The sequence below is a fragment of the Nitrospira sp. genome, assembly GCA_016715825.1.
Classification (GTDB): Bacteria; Nitrospirota; Nitrospiria; order Nitrospirales; family Nitrospiraceae; genus Nitrospira_D.
Map to the genome: position 1 here is coordinate 1,112,333 of JADJXO010000001.1, position 18,584 is coordinate 1,130,916.

An 18,584-nucleotide genomic window follows, 5' to 3' on the forward strand; every position below is an offset into this window, starting at 1 on the left:
GTGCTGATGTGTCCCGTCAGTTGGGTCTCCTGACTTGCGGCTCATTGCTTCTCTGCGCCTTCCCATCTTTCGCGTGAAGCAACACACAGTGGCATGTTGCACGACAGTGGCATCCAGCAGAGTCACTCCCCGCTTACAGTGGCGGCACCGTGATGGACTTGCACCATCTTCCCCGGCGCTGACGGCATGACCGAACGAATCCCTCCAGAATGATAGTTGTGCACCTGGTTGCATAAGCAAGAGAGCGGTGCGAGCTCGTCCTGCTCACCTAGCCTCACCTTGGTCTTGTGAACGTGTTGTGCAAGACACGTTCATCAAACATCCCAAAACCGCCTATTCATGCTGTGGATCAATTCCTCATGTAATCGATGAAGTAGCAAGAAGAGCGTGGAACCATTCGATCGAAATCCCAGTTGAACGTGAGCACGGCGGATTTCTTAGACGTATGAGTAAGCAGCCGCATCCCATCCTTCACGACAAGGCTCGGCGCATCCCAGAAATCCAACGTCTTTTCTGCACCGGTTCGATTACAGACGATCAACGGAAGTCCCGTTTCATACGTCCGTTGCTCCCATTCCCCGTTGGGACCATGGAGGCCAGGCCCCCACGATGCCGGTGATACCAATATCTGCGCACCTTCAAACTTCATGGCTCGAGCGATATTGCTGGTATAGGCATCGGCGCAGACGAGCACACCGACTTTGATCCCGCGACATTCGATCGGAACGGCGGTGTCTCCGGGGCTTGACCACGCTAGCGAGTCGCTCGCTACGTTGATCTTGCGATGCTTCCCGACGATCTCACCGGTTGCGTCGATGACAAACACCGTATTGTAGAGCCGGAGGCCATCTCGCTCAGGACACGAGAGAAAGACCGTTCGTTTCAACCTCTTCACCAACCTGCACACCTGTTGCATCCAAGGATCAGGCTGCGGTTCTATCCAATCGGTTCCGATGAGCTGCACAAATTGCAGCCCACAAACTGCCAGCTCCGGTGTCACGATCCACTCGGCTCCCACCGACGCTGCATGTTTGATGGCCTCAACAATCACGTATCGGTTGCGTTCCACCGTTCCAGGAACCGTCTCGATGTGCAGCAATGCGACTTTGGTAATACTCATGTCAATGGTCACCAGATACGTGACGGCCGGGAAGCGTCACTCGCGGCAATCCGGACACTGGATGTCGATCGACAAGCACTCGGCATCGATAGACCGCTTCTAACACATCTGGCTCGATCACGTCCTCCGGACAGCCAAACCGAACCACCCGTCCCTGGTCCAGAAGCATGATACGATCACAGTACTGCCCGACGAGATTCAAATCATGGGAAACGAGAACAACGGTCAGGCCTCGTTCGTCCTTCAACTGGCGCAACAGCGAGCAAATTTCGACCTGATGTTGGAGATCAAGAAACGCCGTCGGCTCGTCGAGGAGCAAGACTTGTGGAGTCTGAGCCAGGGCGCGCGCAATCAAGACCCGCTGCCGCTCCCCGCCGGAGAGATCCGTCACCACCCGATGAGCCACATGCCCGATGTCCATCGTCGCCATCGCCTGCTCCGCGATGGCGATGTCTTGACGACTTTCCCATCCCAATCCTCCGGTCCATTGTCCACGTGGCCGATGGGGAAAACGGCCCATGAGAACGGTTTCTGCGACAGTGAATGGAAACAGTTGCTGGGTATCTTGCGGCACAACGCCAACGACACAGGCGACATCCTGTTGAATCATGGAGGCCACGTCTTGACCGAACAAGCTGACACGACCCTCCTGTGGAGTCAGGACCCTCGCCAACACTTTCAGCAAGGAGGTTTTGCCCGATCCGTTCGGACCAACCACACCTAACACGTCACCGGCGTGAACCTGAAAGGAAACACCATCGAGAATCCAGCAGCCGACTTGCGATTCCCTGGCCTTGTAACGGAATCGAACGGACTGCACATCGAATGCATTGTTTGAGGTGATCGCACAGGTTGAGTCGGGCATCAGCGCAGTATCCGGTCGGCCGTGACTGGAGCCGGTCATGCCAGACGATCCTTCCGCCAGAGCAAGAGATACACGAAGAACGGTCCACCAGTCAGCGCCGTAATGATACCGACTGGAATTTCCGCCGGCGAAAGCAGGGTGCGAGCGACCGTGTCGGCACCCATAAGGAAAGTGCCGCCGACCAGAGCCGATGCCGGCAAGAGCACCCGATGGTCGGCGCCAACGACCAAACGAACGGCATGAGGAACCACCATCCCGATAAACCCGATCATCCCGCTGACGGACACCACTGCGCCTGTGACCAATGCGGACAAGATAAAAATAAACCGCTTTGATCGTTCCGTATCAACGCCGAGCACACGAGCGGAATCTTCGCCTAACGCCAAGACATTGAGGACTCGCATTTGACTGAGAAGCAGGAAGAGCCCAATGCCAAGATAGGCGGAAAGACCGAACAAATGGCCGTAGGTCGGCGCGGTGATCGCTCCCATCAGCCAAGCCGTCATTCCATAGGCACGATTCGGATCCATGATCGACGTGATGAACATGATCAAGGCCGTAAAAATGGCGTTTAAAATCACCCCTGCCAACAGCAGACTATGAATCGGCAATCGTTCATAGTCCGTCGCCATTCGATACACGACGACTAACGCCAGCAGACCTCCAGCAAATCCACAGGCCGGCAAGGCAGCGGCGGCAAGGAACGTCGTACCCACTCCCAGCAAGACCCCCACCGCAGCTCCAAGGGCAGCACCACTTGAGACACCCAACACATAGGGATCTGCTAGTGGATTCCGCAACAGCGCCTGTAAGGCCACTCCGACCGATGCCAAAGAGCAACCGACTAAAAACCCCAGCAAGACTCGCGGCAACCTCACCTGCTCCAGAATTGTTCGTGTGACATCCGTGACATCATCAGTTCCCGAGCCCATCGCGAATGTTCCAATAAACAGGCGCACAATCTCGCTGAACGCAATCGGCTGCGCGCCGAAGTGAAGTGCCAAGATCCCAACCACAATAGCCGCACCGGCCAGCCCGCCCAGCGTCGTCATCCAGCGTGACATCGTGAGGACGGCGCCTGGCAATACACCACCCGTCGCAATGCCGTCTCGACATGAGCCATCGGGCGGGATCGTAAAAAAAGAAGTCGGCCGGACTGATACACGCGGTTCTTGAGCCGGAGCCGTCATGGGTGAAGCGTACCGTCACCGGAGCCGAACACTTCTGGATGAATGGCATTAGCGAGTTGCGCAAGTCCCTCCACAATTCGAGGGCCCGGCCGGTTCAAGAGATTCGATGAGACTTCATGAAAGCGTTGGCGCTTCACTGCCGAGAGAGACTCCCAGCGCAGCCACTGCTTCTGCTCACTCCGTGGCACCGTCTCCACGTCACCGACGGGGAAAATCAAGACTTCCGGATCTTCAGCGAGCACCGCCTCCATGCTCAGTCTCGGATAGGCCACGCCGGCCTGAGCCGCGATGTTCGTCCCACCGGCAAGCCCGATCATCTGGTGAATGAAACTTCCCGGCCCCACGCTGATCAACGGCTGGCTATTCAGGACATACAGCACACGCTTGGCCGACAATGGTTCGACCTTTCGGCGAATCTCTGCAATCCGTTGCCGCATAGCCTGAGTGACTTCATTGGCCGCAGATGTTCTTTCAAACAGCTTGCCGAGGGTATGAATCTGGAGTGGAACATCCTCTATCGATTGTGCCTCAAGCACGAACAGAGGAATCTTCAGCTGCTCAAGCTTGTTCTGAAGGTCAGGACGGAGAAAATCTTTCGGCGCGAACACCAATTCCGGTCTCAGTGCCAGGACCACTTCAATACTAGGGTTCGCGTAACCTACTTTCGGTTTGGATTGCGCAGCCGGAGGATAGTCGCAGAATTCAGTCACACCGACAATCTGTTCATCCAACCCAAGGGAGAACAGCATTTCCGTAATGCTCGGTGCGAGCGAGACGACCCGTGTCGGAGCCTTGGCAAGATAGATCCGATGCCCCACATCATCGACAAACGACCGAGTCGATACATGCGCCATGAACGGCATGCCGGTCAATATTCCTCGCCGCTTCATCTCACTACACCCATCCTCACCACAGCCACCTGCTGACGAACTGGGCGTCAGCAGCGCAGCCACAAGACACAGCGCACTCACGAGCAGAAAGCGCGTCGATCGATTCCAATAAAAAATCCCCAAGGCCTGGATAGACCCTGAGGATTGCACCCGCTGCGTCATCCTCACCTGCTCCCCTGCCTCGAGGGAACAATGATCAACCTCTCCGAGCAGGTCTTCTGGCTCATGGTTCACCCTACTCCCCGAGCCTTCCCAGCATATACGTGAAGTGTATCTCGTGAAGCGTATCCCGCGTCAAACTGCACGTGCTTCACAATTCACGAACGACGCTTCACGCCCTTGCCAGTGGCCTTTGCGGGTTTCGTCCCCATTTACAGCGGCGGGACCGCGAGGGCGTTCCACCCTCTTCCCTTACTCAGGAGTCACAATGGGGAGCACAATAGGAGAGAGGAATAAAACTTGTCAAGCTCAATCAAGCACGCTCGGTTTTCTTCACGCTCAAAATTCAGAATCCCGTCCCTGGATCTATCCATACAGAATGATAGAACGCTTGTAGCGATTTGCTCCACTGTGATAGTATCCCCCTCTCAGCTGGGCGAATTCACCAAGCGCAAGGAGTATGATTGTGGCATTCATGTGTGAGATTTGTCAGAAGAAGCCGGTCTCCGGCAACAACGTCAGCCATGCCAATAATAAGACCAGGCGTGTGTTCAATCCGAACATTCAAACGGTTCGTGCCGTGATCGGACGCAGTCACAAGCGCATCAGGGTGTGCACTCGTTGTTTGCGGTCCGGATTGGTCAAGAAAGCAGTCTGACGCGTTCTCTCTCTGCAACAGTAGGATTACGGCGCTCCCCAAAGAACCCGACCTCCTCGGTCCACCAACTGAATGACCGAGGGTTCGTCTGGGGAAAGGGTGAGGGTTCGCTCACCGTCCTTGCTCCTGAGTACAAGCCCGACCTCGCCGTTCGCATCCAACCCAATCCCCGCTCGCGCGTTCCCTTGTCTATCAAGTAGTAAAAACTCCTCAGCATTCACTCCATTCGACTTCTGTGCATCAGCCAAACCTGGAAACAGGAATTGAGTACTGAGCACACCGCCCAATACACCACCTATAAATGCAGCGGCACAGAGTAGCCACATCTGTTTATGCATCACGAGTAATCCTTTCATAATAATTATCGGGGTACGAACTCCAACGAATCTTATGCGAAACAACACCGAACAGCAACGGTCTCGCTACTGATCAAAACAAGTCGTGGTTGATGTGAATCGTGATGGGTGAGATAGGCGCCTGACAATCCGCCGATATACTGGAGAAGGGGGACTTCCCTCGCCTTCAACACCTTAACAGGAGCGATTGTGCACTACCAAGGACGTTGACGAGGAGTCGCGTCAGGAGGGAGTGCCACCCAAAACGACAGCACCCAGCAGATCGATCCGGTCCTTCATTATTCTCCCCGCTACGGCTTCGTACCGATAAAGATGAATCCGTTCGTTCTCGCAGTATTGAACGCAGCACTGTAGAGTTTCCTGCTGTCAGCATCGTAAAATCCAACCCCTCGGACGGTATCGCTTCCGTTGCTGCAGGCAGTTTGTCCCCCAAATGTCATCATCACATCAAACACATTCCCACTTGCTCGTGTCGAAAACGAACCGGTGAAGGTGCATCCCGTGGTGGAAATTCCGGAAATCGCTCCTGCTACTGTCACAGCAACGTTGACAGTTTCACCCGCCGCAACCGGGCCAGAGTAGTTTCCTGCAACCACAGCGACATCGGATGGCAATTCATAATCACGATCGTAGGTAGTAGTAAACGTGTCCGGCCCACCGATCTGATAGACCGTCGTGCCACTCAGACTTTGTTTCGCCTCATACTTGCCATTCATGGTGGCGTCCAACACCGGTGCGCCTGATCGCCCCACGCTAAAATCTTTGGCATTTGAGGAAGTGAGGGTGCCATTTTGGAAACTGCTATCCCCTTGAATAAATCCCTCAATTATTGATGGATCGCCAGCTACCGAATACAGGAACCAGTATGTGGCATCATCCAGGACAACTCCGGAGACCGTACGCCCCGTACCGGTCGTACCAACCCAAAGCCCCTCTGCAGAAATTTGAGCCGGCGTAGGTGGTGGCGACGACGAAGTATCGCCCTCGCTGCCACAGGCGGAAAGACACGTCACCAAGAACACACCGCACAGGGAATCCCTTACCGGTCGGTACAGCATGCGTGGTCTCCTCACTGAAGTAGGCCTATGTTCCACAAAAAGTAGCGCGGCATATCTACCAGTCTATTCGAGTGATACTCCATCCCTCTCAAGATGGGGACAACCATGCATAACCGTTGGTAGGGAATTGAATCGCCTGTTATCAGAAATGGGCACGATGAGAACTACGATGGAAGCACTTGAAATATTTGGAGCGGGCGATGGGATTTGAACCCACGACAACTAGCTTGGGAAGCTAGGACTCTACCACTGAGCTACGCCCGCTCGCTGAGCCGCATCCTACGCGGGGGATTCACAGCAAGTCAAGAAAACCATTTTCTAGTTTCAGCGCTCAAGTTCCGCAATTGCAAACTTCTTTTTCCCGATCTTGAGGCGGCGTTGTTGGTTCAGCTCAAAAGGAATTAGTTTGTCTGGGTTTGTCTCTTTGATGCCATCGACTTCGATTCCTCCTTGAATGATCAATCGCCTTGCTTCACTGCCACTAGAAATCAAACCCGTTTTTGCAATCAGCTTCGCAAGCTTTATAGAACTTCCCTCAACCACGTCTATCTCTGACATATCTTGGTGTCTCAAGAGAAGAACCTTATCTGGCTGGTCAGGGAACTCCTTGGCTTGGAATTTTTGCTGAAATTCCGCTCTGGCCTGCTTACCTGCGTCTGCCCCGTGATACCGCGTCACAATCAACTCGGCCAGCATCTGCTTGGCTTCCATCGGGTGGATTGCTTTAGCATGACTGAGATCTTCCGTCGTGAGCAGTTCATAGTACCGATACATCAACCCATCGCTGATCGACATGACTTTCCCGAACATCTCCCCCGGCTTGTCTTCCAGCGCGATATAGTTACCGACGCTCTTGCTCATCTTCTTGACACCGTCTGTTCCTTCGAGCAACGGCATCGTCATGACAACTTGTGACTCCTGCCCATAGTCTCGCTGTAGTTCACGCCCCACCAAGAGATTAAATTTCTGATCCGCCCCGCCCCATTCAACGTCTGCCTTCAACGCCACAGAATCATAGCCTTGCACGAGCGGATACAGAAATTCGTGCACGCTGATGGGCTTCTGCTCTTGGTAGCGTTTCTGAAAATCGTCTCGTTCCATCATGCGCGCAACTCGATAGTGCGCAGCCAATTCGATCAGCCCATCGGCAGTCATGGCTCCCATCCATCGGCTGTTGAATTCTATCGTAGTCTTGTCGGGGTCGAGAATCTTGAAGATCTGACGTTGATAAGTCTTGGCGTTGTCCTGCACCTGTTCTTTAGTCAGTGCTTTCCTAGTTTCGGAGACACCGGTGGGGTCGCCGATCATGCCGGTAAAATCCCCGATCAGAAAAATAACCTGATGGCCGAGATCCTGAAAATGCTTCAGTTTATGGATCAGGACCGTATGCCCGAGATGCAGATCAGGCGCGGTCGGCTCCAACCCTGCCTTGACCTGTAACGGCCTCTTTCCGCGAGCGACCGTTTGAGCTTCGCTTCCAGCTCCGCGTGTTGAATCACCTCAACGGCCCCACGAAGGATGAGATCCAGTTGTGCTTGAACGTCTGTCATAGTTCACGCTGTTTCGTCCCTTGGGGTCCGGATATCGAGACCATCACCAAGGACTTAATGCGGTTGAATTTCTTTGCTCCGATCCCCTTAACCTCACGGAGATCTTCGACTGCACGAAAGCCTCCCCTGGATGTCCGCAAAGCGATCGCTCGCTGGGCCAATACTGCTCCGATACCGGGCAACGCTTCAAGTTCCTCAGCGCTTGCCTGGTTGAGATCGACCAGGTGCTGGGCCTGCTGGATCCCTCGCGTCTCGCTTACAACTTCGTGAATCTTCGGAGTCTGCCGAGAGGAATCAGAAGAGCGAGGCGGCCTCTCTATCAGCGGCTCATCCATGACCGCAGCAATGGAATCTTTGGGCCGATCATCCGCGATCGCCCAAAAACTGACTCCCATCGCGACAACGAGCAGACCCATCATGATGAGGAACGATTTCACCATTGCCCGCTCATTCTTCAGACGGCGTGAACCATCCTCCCCGTTGGAGCCGCTTGATACGCGAGTTACGCTGAATGAATCAGCGGGCAATGTCGCAGCTCAACGCTGACCGAGGCATCACCCTTTTTTCTGGCTGGCAAGGAAGGCTTCGTACTGCGCGGCCGTCATTAATCGATCCACGTCACCACGATCGGCGAGATCGATCACCGTAATCCAGCCTTTGCCGTAAGGGTCTGAATTCATGACTTCAGGATGGTCTTTCAGCTCGTTATTGATCTCGATGACAGTTCCACTCACCGGTGTATAAATGGTCGAGGTCGTTTTCGTCGATTCAACCTCTCCGATCTGCTGCCCAACCTTGACCGCAGTGCCCACCTTCGGCAGGTCCACAAATACGATGTCGCCTAAGGCATCCTGCGCAAAATCACTGATGCCCACAGTGGCTCGTTTCCCTTCCAGGCGAACCCACTCATGCTCAGTATGGAATTTCAAATCAGACGGAATCATGTCGGCTCCCTCTTGAAGAAGACTGCAGTTGAGTGCTGCTTTATGGGGATGGTAGTTTGGCTAGACTAACCTTGTCAAGGAACGATCCGGTCGAGATGAAAGCCAAGATCATCGACCACCGTCGCACGAACCTGCTCCCCCTGAAGGGCCCTAGACAGAAAGATGTGAGAGAACCAACGCCCTCTCGGCTCCTCCGTCTAGGCTGATCAGAAACGATCTGAGGTCGAGTCTCCCAGAAACCCATTTCAATGAAAGATTTCCATGCCTGGGAAAAAATAACCGATCTCGAACTGGGCGGTTTCCGGTGAATCGGAGCCATGTACGGCATTGAATTCAATATTGGCGCCATGTGCTTTACGGATAGTTCCGGCATCGGCTTTCGCCGGATCCGTCGCACCCATCAACTCCCTATTTTTCTTGATGGCATTCTCACCCTGGAGTACCAAGACCACTGCCGGACCTGAGGACATGAAATCGCAGAGGCTTCCGAAAAACGGCCTGGCTTTGTGGACGGCATAGAACCCTTCTGCGACCGACTTCGACATGTGGATCATCTTTATGGCGACAGGTCTGAGCCCTGCCTGCTCATATCGATGAATGATATCGCCAATCACGTGTTTCTTCACGGCATCCGGTTTAACAATGGCCAACGTTCGTTCGCTCATGATGTCTACGATTCCTCCAGACAGTTAAGGTAGTGATTGATAATCGGCGCACATTATAGGGATGGCCTCTCTCGCCTTGCAAGCATCTCACAACCCATCGGACGACCGCGTCATCCGTTCGTATTCGGCTGAGGTTCGACGCTCGATCACGACAAACAGGCGGAATGCGAGAAATCGACCAAACCGCTCCAGATGATGCTCCAACCGAAGCATCGGAGTCACCAGCCTCTGCGGTAGCAGCGAAGGATGATCGAACCCTCCGCTCAACGGGTATACCGCACAGGCCATCCGCCGCAGATGTTGGATAGAAAGTCCTGGGTAGCGCGAGTGGAACCCAGATCGATCCCGTTCAAATAGGATTGTCGCGACGGCTTGATTGGCATCGAACGGCCGGCGACCCGACCGAGGAGCCTTCCGAGCTAAGAGATCTTCCCTGACATCCACCGGCTCCGGGTGTAACCATCGATAAATTGGCCATGAGAGCCACGAGAGGTAGGGATCCATGATGATGATCCTGCCCCTACTCTGAGAGCGTGTTGGGCCTCATCAAAGAACTGGGCCACGTTTTCGATGTGATGCAAACAGTCGAAGAGCACCAGGTTTCCAAGTGACCCGGATCGAAACGGCAGGTGCTGGGCGTCCGTGACCAGGTTCAACCATGGCAAGGCCATCACATCCGTACAACAGACCCTCGGTAGATATTCCTTCAGATTGCCGGTCCCACCGCCAAGCTCTACCGTGGGGCCTGACACCAACCAAGGACCATCGCCCGATACCAATCCGCATAGAGCTGACGCAGGATAGGTTTTCGCGCCCAGACAGCGCGATGCTGATGCAACACCTCCTGCGACATCACACGGCTTTCAAACGAACAAATCCGTAGACCGTCATTTTGAGTAACAACCACCCGTGGGCGAATCGCCGGATGTTCGTGGTCCCGTACGATCGAGCGTGATACCGAACGGGGAATCTCGAGAATGTGCAAATTCAACTTTGACGCCCTGAACAGTAGGTCGAAATCGCCGAAGGGATCGAATTCCCAAAGTACTGTCGATTGGCAGCCAGTCGCTCATAATCGGCCCGAAACAACACCTTGGTCCCGCAGAGCGTGTCTTTGATGCGTTGGTTCAACAACCACGAGAAGGCGAGGCCGAAGAATTTGTTCCCCATCAGGTTGAGCAGGCGCATCGCCTGGGTGTCCATGGGGTAGACGAGCCGACAACCGTTAATGAACTCACCTTTTCCACCTGCGATGGCCTCATAGAACTTTGGGAGCGCTTCCGGTGGTACCGTCAGGTCCGCATCCAGGATCATGAGTACATCACCAGTTGCCTTTTCGAACCCTTTACGCACCGCATCGCCTTTCCCAGTTCCGTCCTGTACCAACAGTTTGATGTTCTTGCCGGGATAAAAGGCCATCACACGTCGGATTTCATCCGGCGTCCCGTCACTCGAGTGCCCATCGACAAAAATGATCTCTTGCCTACCGCCGAATCGTGGAATTCTCCTGAGCGCCGCATCGATGTTGCCTCGTTCGTTTCGGCATGGGATCACGATCGTCGTTGAGTATGGACGTTCCGGTCTTCGCATCCGTGGTCGTGCCACCACGTAGTGGGAGAGGCATACTGCTCGAAAACCTGGGAGATGCGCGAGCACGTTGTTGAAGAGACCGGAGAGAACAGGAATCCTCTTGGGTAATAGCAGCCGTCGTTCCACCTTCACCACATCACAATCGGCCAAGTGCAGGAGATTGGCGATATCCATCGGCGAGAGCCAGCTCTGCTCAGGCTGCGGCATTTTCATGCCCAGCCTTTCAGCGAGCCGAAGAATCGGTTCCCATAAATGGCTGTAGTACGAGACGATGATCCTGGTCTGCGGCGTGCAGACGTGGCGGAGCCCCCTCAACGTCACTTCAATATCAAGCAAGTGGCCGATCACCCCGGCCAGAATGATGACATCGAACTTCTCATTGAGACGCAGAGTTTCTGCATCGCCGACACGAAATTCTAAGTGAGGATGTCGCCGAGCCGCTTCCCTCACCATCTCTGGACTCAGATCGATCCCAACCCCGCGACGCGGCTTCACGGCAGCCAAGAGGTTGCCGAGCCCACACCCAATTTCCAACACACGCAACCCTTCGGGTATCAGAAATCGATGATAGCGAGCCTGATCCTCATAGTAGGCTGCGGCTTTCTGTTCCCAGTAAGCCCGCCGACCGGCATAGGCATCGAAGTGGTCTCGAATCGTCTGTTTCTTGGCATCCAGCTTGGGGACGAGCGAGATGAAACGGATCGCGGCACTCGGCCGGATCCAAGTCCTCTAGGTCAGAAGGAGAGAACAGCCTGTACAGTCGTGCCGGTTCCATCTGTCGCTGTCCAAGAAATACCGTGAGATCACAGTATCATCAGGATGGAGCTTTGGCACGGCTTGAGTGGAAATCAGCAGGATCCCTCGGTCTACAACCATGTGATCTTTGTATCGATCAGTCATGCAGATGGTTTATTGGAACAGGACCGGTTCCCTCATCGATCACAGTCCAGACCATATTGTTGCTGAATCTTCTGCGCGACGTCAGGTGTCTCCTTCGTGAGGAGGGCACAGGTCGTGAAATTCCCGACAATTTTTTTCTTGGTCCGATCAATATAGGTCCAATCCACAATTTCACTCTTGGCAAAGGAATACGATTGCCCCTTTCTGACCGATCGAATCATAGGAACATTATCGATCCGACCGGACCAGAGCTCCCCTTGTGCTTTGAGGTTGGACAGCCATAAGTACTCTAAATTATCTCCTTCGCGCACTCTGACTTTCACCGAATAATAATCAGTCTCCGGTGGTGGAGAGCCCGCCTTTCGAAGAAAGTCGTCCAAGCCGGTCCGGGCCCGTTCCATGGCCTTCTGCATCGCCGGCTCCTCATCGTTCATCTCGACTGCACTGTCCTGTTTGGCTTTGTCCATGAACGACGCCGATAGCACCGAGCTGGGGGCTATGGTCAGCATCATGAGCACGGCACCCAGTAGAAAAGCACGTTGCATACGACCCTCCTCTCCACGACGGCCAAGCAGTATGGAATGCATGCCCCACGCGCGTACAGTCATCTTCGCCCTCTTTCGAAAGCAATGCAAGAGCATTTCCAAAATCCTAGCATCGAGTACCAAAAGTCAGACAGAGGTGGCTCCGGTTGTTTGGACAGCGCAGGCCATTCCTTAAGTGGTGCCTGGCTGATGGCTGACTACGCGGTGGTCTGCCGTGTGGTCAGATTGTCATCATAGACCTGGTCCGGCGTCTGGCCAGCAAGCGCCTGATGCGGTCGGGTCTGGTTATAGAACCGCAGATAGCGCTCCACCCCTGCTGGGCCGCGCTGATGGTGTCATACGCGTGCAAATACACCTCCTCATATTTCAGGCTCTTCCAGAGTCGCTCCACGAACACGTTATCCCGCCAGCACCCTTTGCCGTCCATGCTGATCTGAATCCCCTGGCCTTTCAAGAGCCCCGTGAACTCCTGGCTGGTGAACTGACACCCTTGGTCGGTGTTGAAGATCTTGGGACAGCCATACTGCGTGATCGCCTCCCGCACGGCGTCGAGACAGAAGTCCGTGGTTAGCGTATTGGAGAGCCGCCAGGCCAGTACCCGGCGACTCGCCCAGTCGAGCACTGCGAAGAGATACACAAAACCCCGGCGCATCGGAATGTACGTGATATCGGCGGCCCACACATGATTTGGGCGCGTGATGGTCAGCTGTCGTAGTAAGTACGGATAAGTCCGGTGAGCGGGATGCCGCTGGCTGGTCCTCGGCTTCCGATAGATCGCCGTGATGCCCATCCGTCGCATCAACGTCGCGACCTGTCGTCTCCCAATAGCGTGGCCCTCTTGCCGGAGGAGATCACGCAGCATGCGGGCGCCGGCAAAGGGATACTGCAGATGCAACTCGTCAATCCGACGCATCAGTGCCAGTGTCGTATCAGGAACGGACCTCGGCTGGTAGTAGGCGGTGGACCGAGCCAGCCGCAGCACCTGGCATTGTCGCCCGATCGGTAATGGATGGGTGCGATCGATCATCGCTTTGCGCTCAGCAAGCCCGCCTTGGTGAGCGCGCCTTCTAAAAAATCATTCTCCAGCGTCAGTTGTCCGATCTTTGCGTGCAAGGTCTTGAGGTCCGGCGCCTCTGCCGGTGGTTTCGACCCGCCAAACACGTCCGCCGCCCGGGCCAGGAGCTGCTGCTTCCACTCGGTGATCTGGGTGGGATGGACCTGGAATTGCTCAGCCAATTCCGCCACCGTCTTCTCTCCTTTGACAGCGGCCAACGCCACCTGGACCTTAAAGGTCGCTCCATGATTCCGTCGGGTTCTTTTCATCGCCTCGCTCCTTTGTGTTGCCACCACTCGATGGCCTTGGTGAAGCCAGGCTACCACTTAGCACACTGTCCGAATTTCCGGAGCCCCCTCTGACGGACAACCCGCACGGACATGAGGAAGGAATCGACATTTTCTGTTACTCTACGGACCATGTCTCGTCGTCGCCGCACTCGTTCTTCCCGTTCACGAGTGAGCCATCCGCCCAAACAATTTTCACCCCCTGTACAATTTCTCCGTCGGCGGTGGATTGAAGCGAAACTGTTCCTTCAGGCCGTACGAAAAGTTCCCGCGACGGTCCAAGTCGGCATCTACCTCTCCATCCTCGTCATTCTGTCGATGGGCATCAACTGGGGATATCATGCCTACTATAAGCCGACAGAATTGTTTTTCCCGGTGGAGCGAGCTCTTCACAAAAGCCCATCGGAAACCTGGGCGGAATATGGCGCCCTGTTTGAAGTCCATTCGACAGATCTTATTGCGCCTGAACTTTTGCTGCATTAGCACAAGCAGAAGGGTCTGGGAACCCTATCGCGCGAACCTATTGGCGGTTACGTCTCACCTCCCGGAATCCCTTGGAATGGTACCAACCGGCATCAAGTGCGGTCGGAATGTTTCAAATTACCAACGGGACATTCCAAGAAGGGAAGCGTTACTGCATCCACAATCACCAAGTCGTCGAGGACGGGCCGTGGCATGACCTCACCTCTTGCTGGTTCAACAGTCTGTATTCTAGAGTCATCCCGGGGCATGCCATGGAGATGACCGCCGCGCTCCTGGACAGACAGGTGACTCGGTTGGTTGGGAACCGGCCGGCAACGATCCAGCAGAAACAGGATTTGGCCGCGATCATTCATCTGTGCGGCGCCGGCTTCGGCCGTACCTATGTATCACGCAATTTTCAGCTGGCCGTTCGCCAACGATGCGGGGACCATGATGTACGCACCTACCTTCGGAAAATCCAAACGCTGACACGGCAGTTTGCATTTCTGAAGACGCGGACCCAAGAGCCGGAGGTGCTTCGGGCCGAACCTCAGCAAGAGTAACCACACTCGATGCTTTATAACTACACAGAGACCACCAGCACCGTACTCGACACATGACGGATCAGACACCTTCTTTGCGAACACTCTCCGGTCCGCCGATTTCACGCTGGTGGGGGCCGTTTCCCGAGCTTCGCCGTGATACCCTTGGGTTTTTTGTCCGCTGCCAGACCTACGGCGATGTGGTCAAACTTCCGATGGGGCTGGTCATCAAGCTCCTCCTCCGGAAGCGGGATGCAGCCACCTATGTCCTGAACCATCCCGCCGACATCAAACATGTGTTGGTCACGAATCAGGACAACTATCAGAAGGGAATGGTGCCTCCTGTTGAATCCAGAATCTTCGGTCTGGGGGTCCTGCACGCAGGAGGGGACCTGCATCACCGTCAGCGACGGCTGTTTCTGCCGTTCTTTCACGGAAACCATGTCACTGCCTACACCGACCTGATCACAAGTCAGGCTCACGAGATGGTCGGAGACTGGCAAGATGGGAGAATGGTCGATATCGAACGTGAGATGGCGCATCTCACACTGTCGATCATCTGGCGTCTGCTTTTTGGCCTGGAGATTGGGCCGGAATCCGACCTCGTGCGAGAAACTATTGCAGTCGGTCAGGGACTCATCAAGACACAGTATGACTCGTTGTTGGCAAGCATGACTCCTCTGTGGGTACCGACCAGAGTCCACCGGAAGTTCAACCGCGGTCTCCATGCGATGGAGGCCATGATCCACAGAAGGATCGAGGAGAGGCGCACCGCATCTGAGCGGCACGACGACCTGCTCGGGCTGTTGCTCGCCGCGAGAGACACGGATGGGCGCCCGCTGACTCATAAAGAGATCCGTGACCAGCTGGTGACCTTCTTGCTCGCCGGTCATGAGACCACGGCCAATGCACTCACCTGGACCTGGTTTTTACTCTCGCAATGTCGATCGGCCCGAGAGCGACTCACGCGAGAGGTACGCGAGGTGTTAGGCGACCGTCTACCAACCACTGCTGATGTGCCTCGTTTGCGCTATACGAAGATGGTCTGGGAGGAATCGCTTCGGCTATATCCTCCTGCCTGGAGCCTCCATACACGTGTCGGCCGAGCCAAAGACCACCTTCCATCCGGAGCTGTACTGCCCCTGGAGCATGGGTCTTCATCAGCCCTTGGAGTGTGCACCGCAATGGGAGATGGTTCCCGGATCCCAACCGATTCGACCCCGAACGATTCTGCGACGAGGCGAAACGGACTCACCCACCCTATAGCTACATTCCCTTCGGAGCTGGAGGACGTCGCTGTCTCGGGGAATCCTTTGCAGAACTGGAAGGCCTGTTGATTCTTGCCACAGTCGCATCACGATTCCAGCTACGCGTGGTTGATGGACAGACGATCCTCCCTGATCCGGTTATGACACTGCGCCCCAAGGTCCCCGTCAAAATGATCGTCCAACGCCTCGATGCTAACGAACCAAAGCCTGTCGTTGTGTAGACCGATCCATCCTCTCCCCAGCCTAAGTCCTGGGCATCCATATGATCGATATGGTACAACTCACCCACGATCACACAGAGTACCTCACTCTCGGCAACCGACAGATGATTCAGAAGCTCCCCGGCACTATCTTCGCCCTCGTTACTCTGACGTTGTGTTCGGGATGCCTCTCACCGGTGACCCTGACACGAGCCGTTATTGCCTATGACCACGCAATCACCGAAGCGCAATCGAAGCAGCTGCTCGTCAATATCGCTAGAGCACAACACCACCAACCGATTCATTTTACCGGCGTCTCGAACGTCGCGGCGACGTTCGACTTTCGTTTCACGGCCGGCGCGACACCGGCGCTCACCGGAGATGCGAGCCGGACCATCCTACCGGTCATCGGCGGAAGCGTGGCTGAAAATCCCACCATCAGTATCGCCCCGATCGAAGGCGAGGAGTTTACGCAACGCCTCCTCACTCCGTTTCACGAATCAAAGCTGACTCTGCTCTTACGCCAGGGCATTGATATCGATCTGCTCCTCCGGCTGATGGCAAAAGAACTACGGGTGAATCACAGCGACGGAGCCATCGCGTATCGGAATGATCCCGCTGACACCCTCGGCTACGAAATGTTCAGACGAGTGGTACTTCATCTCTCCGCCATTCAGGATCATAACAGCCTTTATGTAGAGCCATTGAGCATCGAACGAAGCTGGATCATTCCCGCCGACTCTGTCACGGCTGAAGGATTCAAAGCGCTCGAGCAGGATTACCAGCTCTCGTACAACCGAGAAGACAAGACCTATACGCTGCGAAAACTCGTCGAAGGCGGTACGCTTATCACCAACTACGACCCCAACTTACTCTCCAAAGAGGAGCGGGCGCGATTACAAGACGAAAACGACCGGGGGCTCCCACACGACGTCACGTTTGATATTCGTGCAGGGCACTATGGTGGAGACTGGCCGCTCAAGGGAGACTTTCGACTGCGAAGTTTCAACGCGATGTTGAATTTTCTAGGGCTCTCGATCGATGAAGAACCCGAATATCATGTCGATAAAGATGGGCGGACTCCTGACGTTTCTGAAAATCCGATCAAGACAATCGATCTCATCGTGTCATCATCGGCACCGTCCGGACTGGATCTCGCCATGAAATCCCATGGTCAGTATTATGCGGTCAACACGAACGGCCCTCAGGCCCGATGGAATAGAGAAGCCTTCAAACTCTTATCGCAATTATTTCAGATGACGGTCACGGAAATTCCGCGGGCAGGAGTGCCGAGCATTACTATTGCAAAGTAGCGCCGATGGCCATCGGCTACACCACCAGCCTGAAGGGGTCATGCATCAGTGCGATCCGGGCCGGGCTTGGGCGGGCGACGACCGATGAGATACATGATGGCGGGAAAGAGCATGGTCGTGCCAGGGAAAATCAAGCGGTATCCCCACCACGGTAAGGTGGGTAAGCTGGGTTGAAAGAACCCCAACCCAACGGTCAACAAAACCGACGCGACAACCGCATAGGCATAGGACGCAATTAATGTGGTGGAATGATCAGCACTGCGCTGCCGTGCAGCCGAGATACATCCCTTGATGAGAAGATAAACAGACAGGACTAAGCAAGCTGTCCCATAATACACTGCATATTCTTGTTGCTGCATAAAGCCGACCTCGCTATGACCATCACCCGAGCACTGTAGACCTGATTTATAGCGTATCACCTCCATCCTTGTCGAGCTGACTCTCTGGTCTTGAGGCCTACCACACATCCAGCGTGCTGAAAATGTCCTCGCCTGAGCTTGTATTTGTCCCTGTCGCCAATGATAATAGATCAAGAGTCGGCACCCACCGGAACAAAGGAACGGCACGTATGGAAATGTTGGTCATCGTGTTTCGTGAATCGCTCGTTGAACAGGTCCATGCCATATTGAAGGACTATGAGGTGACTTCCTACAGCGAGCTGCACAACGTCACTGGGAAAGGAGAGACGGGGTTAACCAGCCAGTTCTTTCTCGCTCCCTCTACGAACCGGATGATCCTCGTCGCGGTTCCCGAGCAATCGGCTCAACGTCTCATTGACGGGTTCAAGCAATTCCGCCTCGGACAAGAAGCGTCTACAGGTGATCTGATGTTTCCACTCCACGTCTTTGTCTTACCCTGCCAACAAGTGGTATAGCTGCACCTACCACCACGCAAGCAACATTCCGTCTGACAACAGCCTAACCGTCGTCATCCGATCGCGATGCTGAAAACAGAACGGCCTCCAGAGG

General features: G+C 54.8%; 15 protein-coding genes, 1 tRNA gene, 5 pseudogenes and 2 riboswitches. Of the genes and pseudogenes, 5 read left to right on the forward strand and 16 right to left on the reverse strand.

From position 1 onward, the window contains the following. Position 1: 1 nt before the first annotated feature. Positions 2 to 214: riboswitch (cobalamin riboswitch) on the reverse strand. Positions 215 to 349: 135 nt separating this feature from the next. From IPM58_05355 to IPM58_05370, 4 genes are read right to left on the reverse strand one after another with little or no spacing between them, the layout of a single operon-like run. After that, positions 350 to 1,120 (reverse strand): carbon-nitrogen hydrolase family protein, encoded by a 771-nt coding sequence (locus IPM58_05355; GenBank protein ID MBK9306520.1) that lies wholly within the window; start codon positions 1,118 to 1,120, stop codon positions 350 to 352. Position 1,121: 1 nt separating this feature from the next. Beyond that, positions 1,122 to 1,985: an ABC transporter ATP-binding protein gene (locus tag IPM58_05360; GenBank protein MBK9306521.1), complete on the reverse strand. Its 864-nt coding sequence runs from the start codon at positions 1,983 to 1,985 to the stop codon at positions 1,122 to 1,124. Positions 1,986 to 2,020: 35 nt separating this feature from the next. Next, positions 2,021 to 3,175 (reverse strand): iron ABC transporter permease, encoded by a 1,155-nt coding sequence (locus IPM58_05365; protein MBK9306522.1) that lies wholly within the window; start codon positions 3,173 to 3,175, stop codon positions 2,021 to 2,023. Then, on the reverse strand, positions 3,172 to 4,227 hold the full coding sequence (locus IPM58_05370; protein MBK9306523.1) for a cobalamin-binding protein: 1,056 nt from the start codon (positions 4,225 to 4,227) through the stop codon (positions 3,172 to 3,174). The genes IPM58_05365 and IPM58_05370 overlap by 4 nt, the downstream gene beginning before the upstream one ends. Positions 4,228 to 4,255: 28 nt before the next feature. Then, positions 4,256 to 4,510: riboswitch (cobalamin riboswitch) on the reverse strand. 180 nt (positions 4,511 to 4,690) lie between these two features. Between IPM58_05370 and IPM58_05375 the strand changes: the two genes are divergently transcribed. Further along, the gene (locus IPM58_05375; GenBank protein ID MBK9306524.1) at positions 4,691 to 4,882 is read left to right on the forward strand and encodes a 50S ribosomal protein L28; all 192 of its coding nucleotides are present in this window, start codon (positions 4,691 to 4,693) and stop codon (positions 4,880 to 4,882) included. Between the two features lie 26 nt (positions 4,883 to 4,908). Here IPM58_05375 and IPM58_05380 read toward each other — a convergent pair whose 3' ends face one another. From IPM58_05380 to IPM58_05430, 11 genes and pseudogenes are all read right to left on the reverse strand, one after another. Then, positions 4,909 to 5,220: a hypothetical protein gene (locus IPM58_05380; GenBank protein ID MBK9306525.1), complete on the reverse strand. Its 312-nt coding sequence runs from the start codon at positions 5,218 to 5,220 to the stop codon at positions 4,909 to 4,911. A gap of 308 nt (positions 5,221 to 5,528) precedes the next feature. Then, a complete protein-coding gene (locus IPM58_05385) occupies positions 5,529 to 6,296 on the reverse strand; it encodes a hypothetical protein (protein MBK9306526.1) in 768 nt (255 codons plus the stop codon). A gap of 189 nt (positions 6,297 to 6,485) precedes the next feature. Continuing rightward, positions 6,486 to 6,560, reverse strand: a tRNA-Gly gene (locus tag IPM58_05390). A 60-nt stretch (positions 6,561 to 6,620) separates the two neighbouring features. Then, positions 6,621 to 7,846 (reverse strand): annotated as a pseudogene (locus IPM58_05395) (tyrosine--tRNA ligase). After that, positions 7,843 to 8,286, reverse strand: coding sequence for a helix-hairpin-helix domain-containing protein (locus tag IPM58_05400; GenBank protein ID MBK9306527.1), 444 nt, complete (start codon positions 8,284 to 8,286; stop codon positions 7,843 to 7,845). Before IPM58_05400 ends, IPM58_05395 begins: the two are co-directional and overlap by 4 nt. 114 nt (positions 8,287 to 8,400) lie before the next feature. Next, a complete protein-coding gene (gcvH, locus tag IPM58_05405) occupies positions 8,401 to 8,790 on the reverse strand; it encodes a glycine cleavage system protein GcvH (protein MBK9306528.1) in 390 nt (129 codons plus the stop codon). Between the two features lie 245 nt (positions 8,791 to 9,035). After that, entirely contained in the window at positions 9,036 to 9,458 is a 423-nt protein-coding gene (gene ndk / locus IPM58_05410) for a nucleoside-diphosphate kinase (protein ID MBK9306529.1), read from the reverse strand. An 84-nt stretch (positions 9,459 to 9,542) separates the two neighbouring features. Further along, positions 9,543 to 10,308: pseudogene (locus IPM58_05415) on the reverse strand (methyltransferase domain-containing protein). Continuing rightward, a pseudogene (locus tag IPM58_05420) lies at positions 10,308 to 11,738 on the reverse strand (glycosyltransferase). Before IPM58_05420 ends, IPM58_05415 begins: the two co-directional pseudogenes overlap by 1 nt. A gap of 239 nt (positions 11,739 to 11,977) precedes the next feature. After that, positions 11,978 to 12,490 carry a DUF2314 domain-containing protein gene (locus IPM58_05425; protein ID MBK9306530.1) on the reverse strand — a complete coding sequence of 171 codons (513 nt, stop codon included), beginning with the start codon at positions 12,488 to 12,490 and terminating at the stop codon, positions 11,978 to 11,980. Positions 12,491 to 12,687: 197 nt separating this feature from the next. Then, positions 12,688 to 13,813 (reverse strand): annotated as a pseudogene (locus tag IPM58_05430) (IS3 family transposase). Between the two features lie 327 nt (positions 13,814 to 14,140). Here IPM58_05430 and IPM58_05435 point away from each other — a divergent pair. The 3 genes and pseudogenes from IPM58_05435 (at position 14,141) to IPM58_05445 (ending at position 17,616) form a co-directional block, all read left to right on the forward strand. Next, a pseudogene (locus IPM58_05435) lies at positions 14,141 to 14,856 on the forward strand (lytic transglycosylase domain-containing protein). A 53-nt stretch (positions 14,857 to 14,909) separates the two neighbouring features. Next, a complete protein-coding gene (locus IPM58_05440; protein MBK9306531.1) occupies positions 14,910 to 16,172 on the forward strand; it encodes a cytochrome P450 in 1,263 nt (420 codons plus the stop codon). A 256-nt stretch (positions 16,173 to 16,428) separates the two neighbouring features. Next, on the forward strand, positions 16,429 to 17,616 hold the full coding sequence (locus IPM58_05445) for a hypothetical protein (GenBank protein MBK9306532.1): 1,188 nt from the start codon (positions 16,429 to 16,431) through the stop codon (positions 17,614 to 17,616). A gap of 38 nt (positions 17,617 to 17,654) precedes the next feature. Here the strand turns inward: IPM58_05445 and IPM58_05450 are convergent, their stop codons facing one another. Continuing rightward, a complete protein-coding gene (locus IPM58_05450) occupies positions 17,655 to 17,975 on the reverse strand; it encodes a hypothetical protein (protein MBK9306533.1) in 321 nt (106 codons plus the stop codon). A 209-nt stretch (positions 17,976 to 18,184) separates the two neighbouring features. On the opposite strand from IPM58_05450, the gene IPM58_05455 reads away from it, so the two are divergent. Further along, positions 18,185 to 18,490, forward strand: a complete 306-nt coding sequence (locus IPM58_05455) for a hypothetical protein (GenBank protein ID MBK9306534.1) — start codon at positions 18,185 to 18,187, stop codon at positions 18,488 to 18,490. The last annotated feature ends 94 nt before the right edge of the window (positions 18,491 to 18,584 follow it).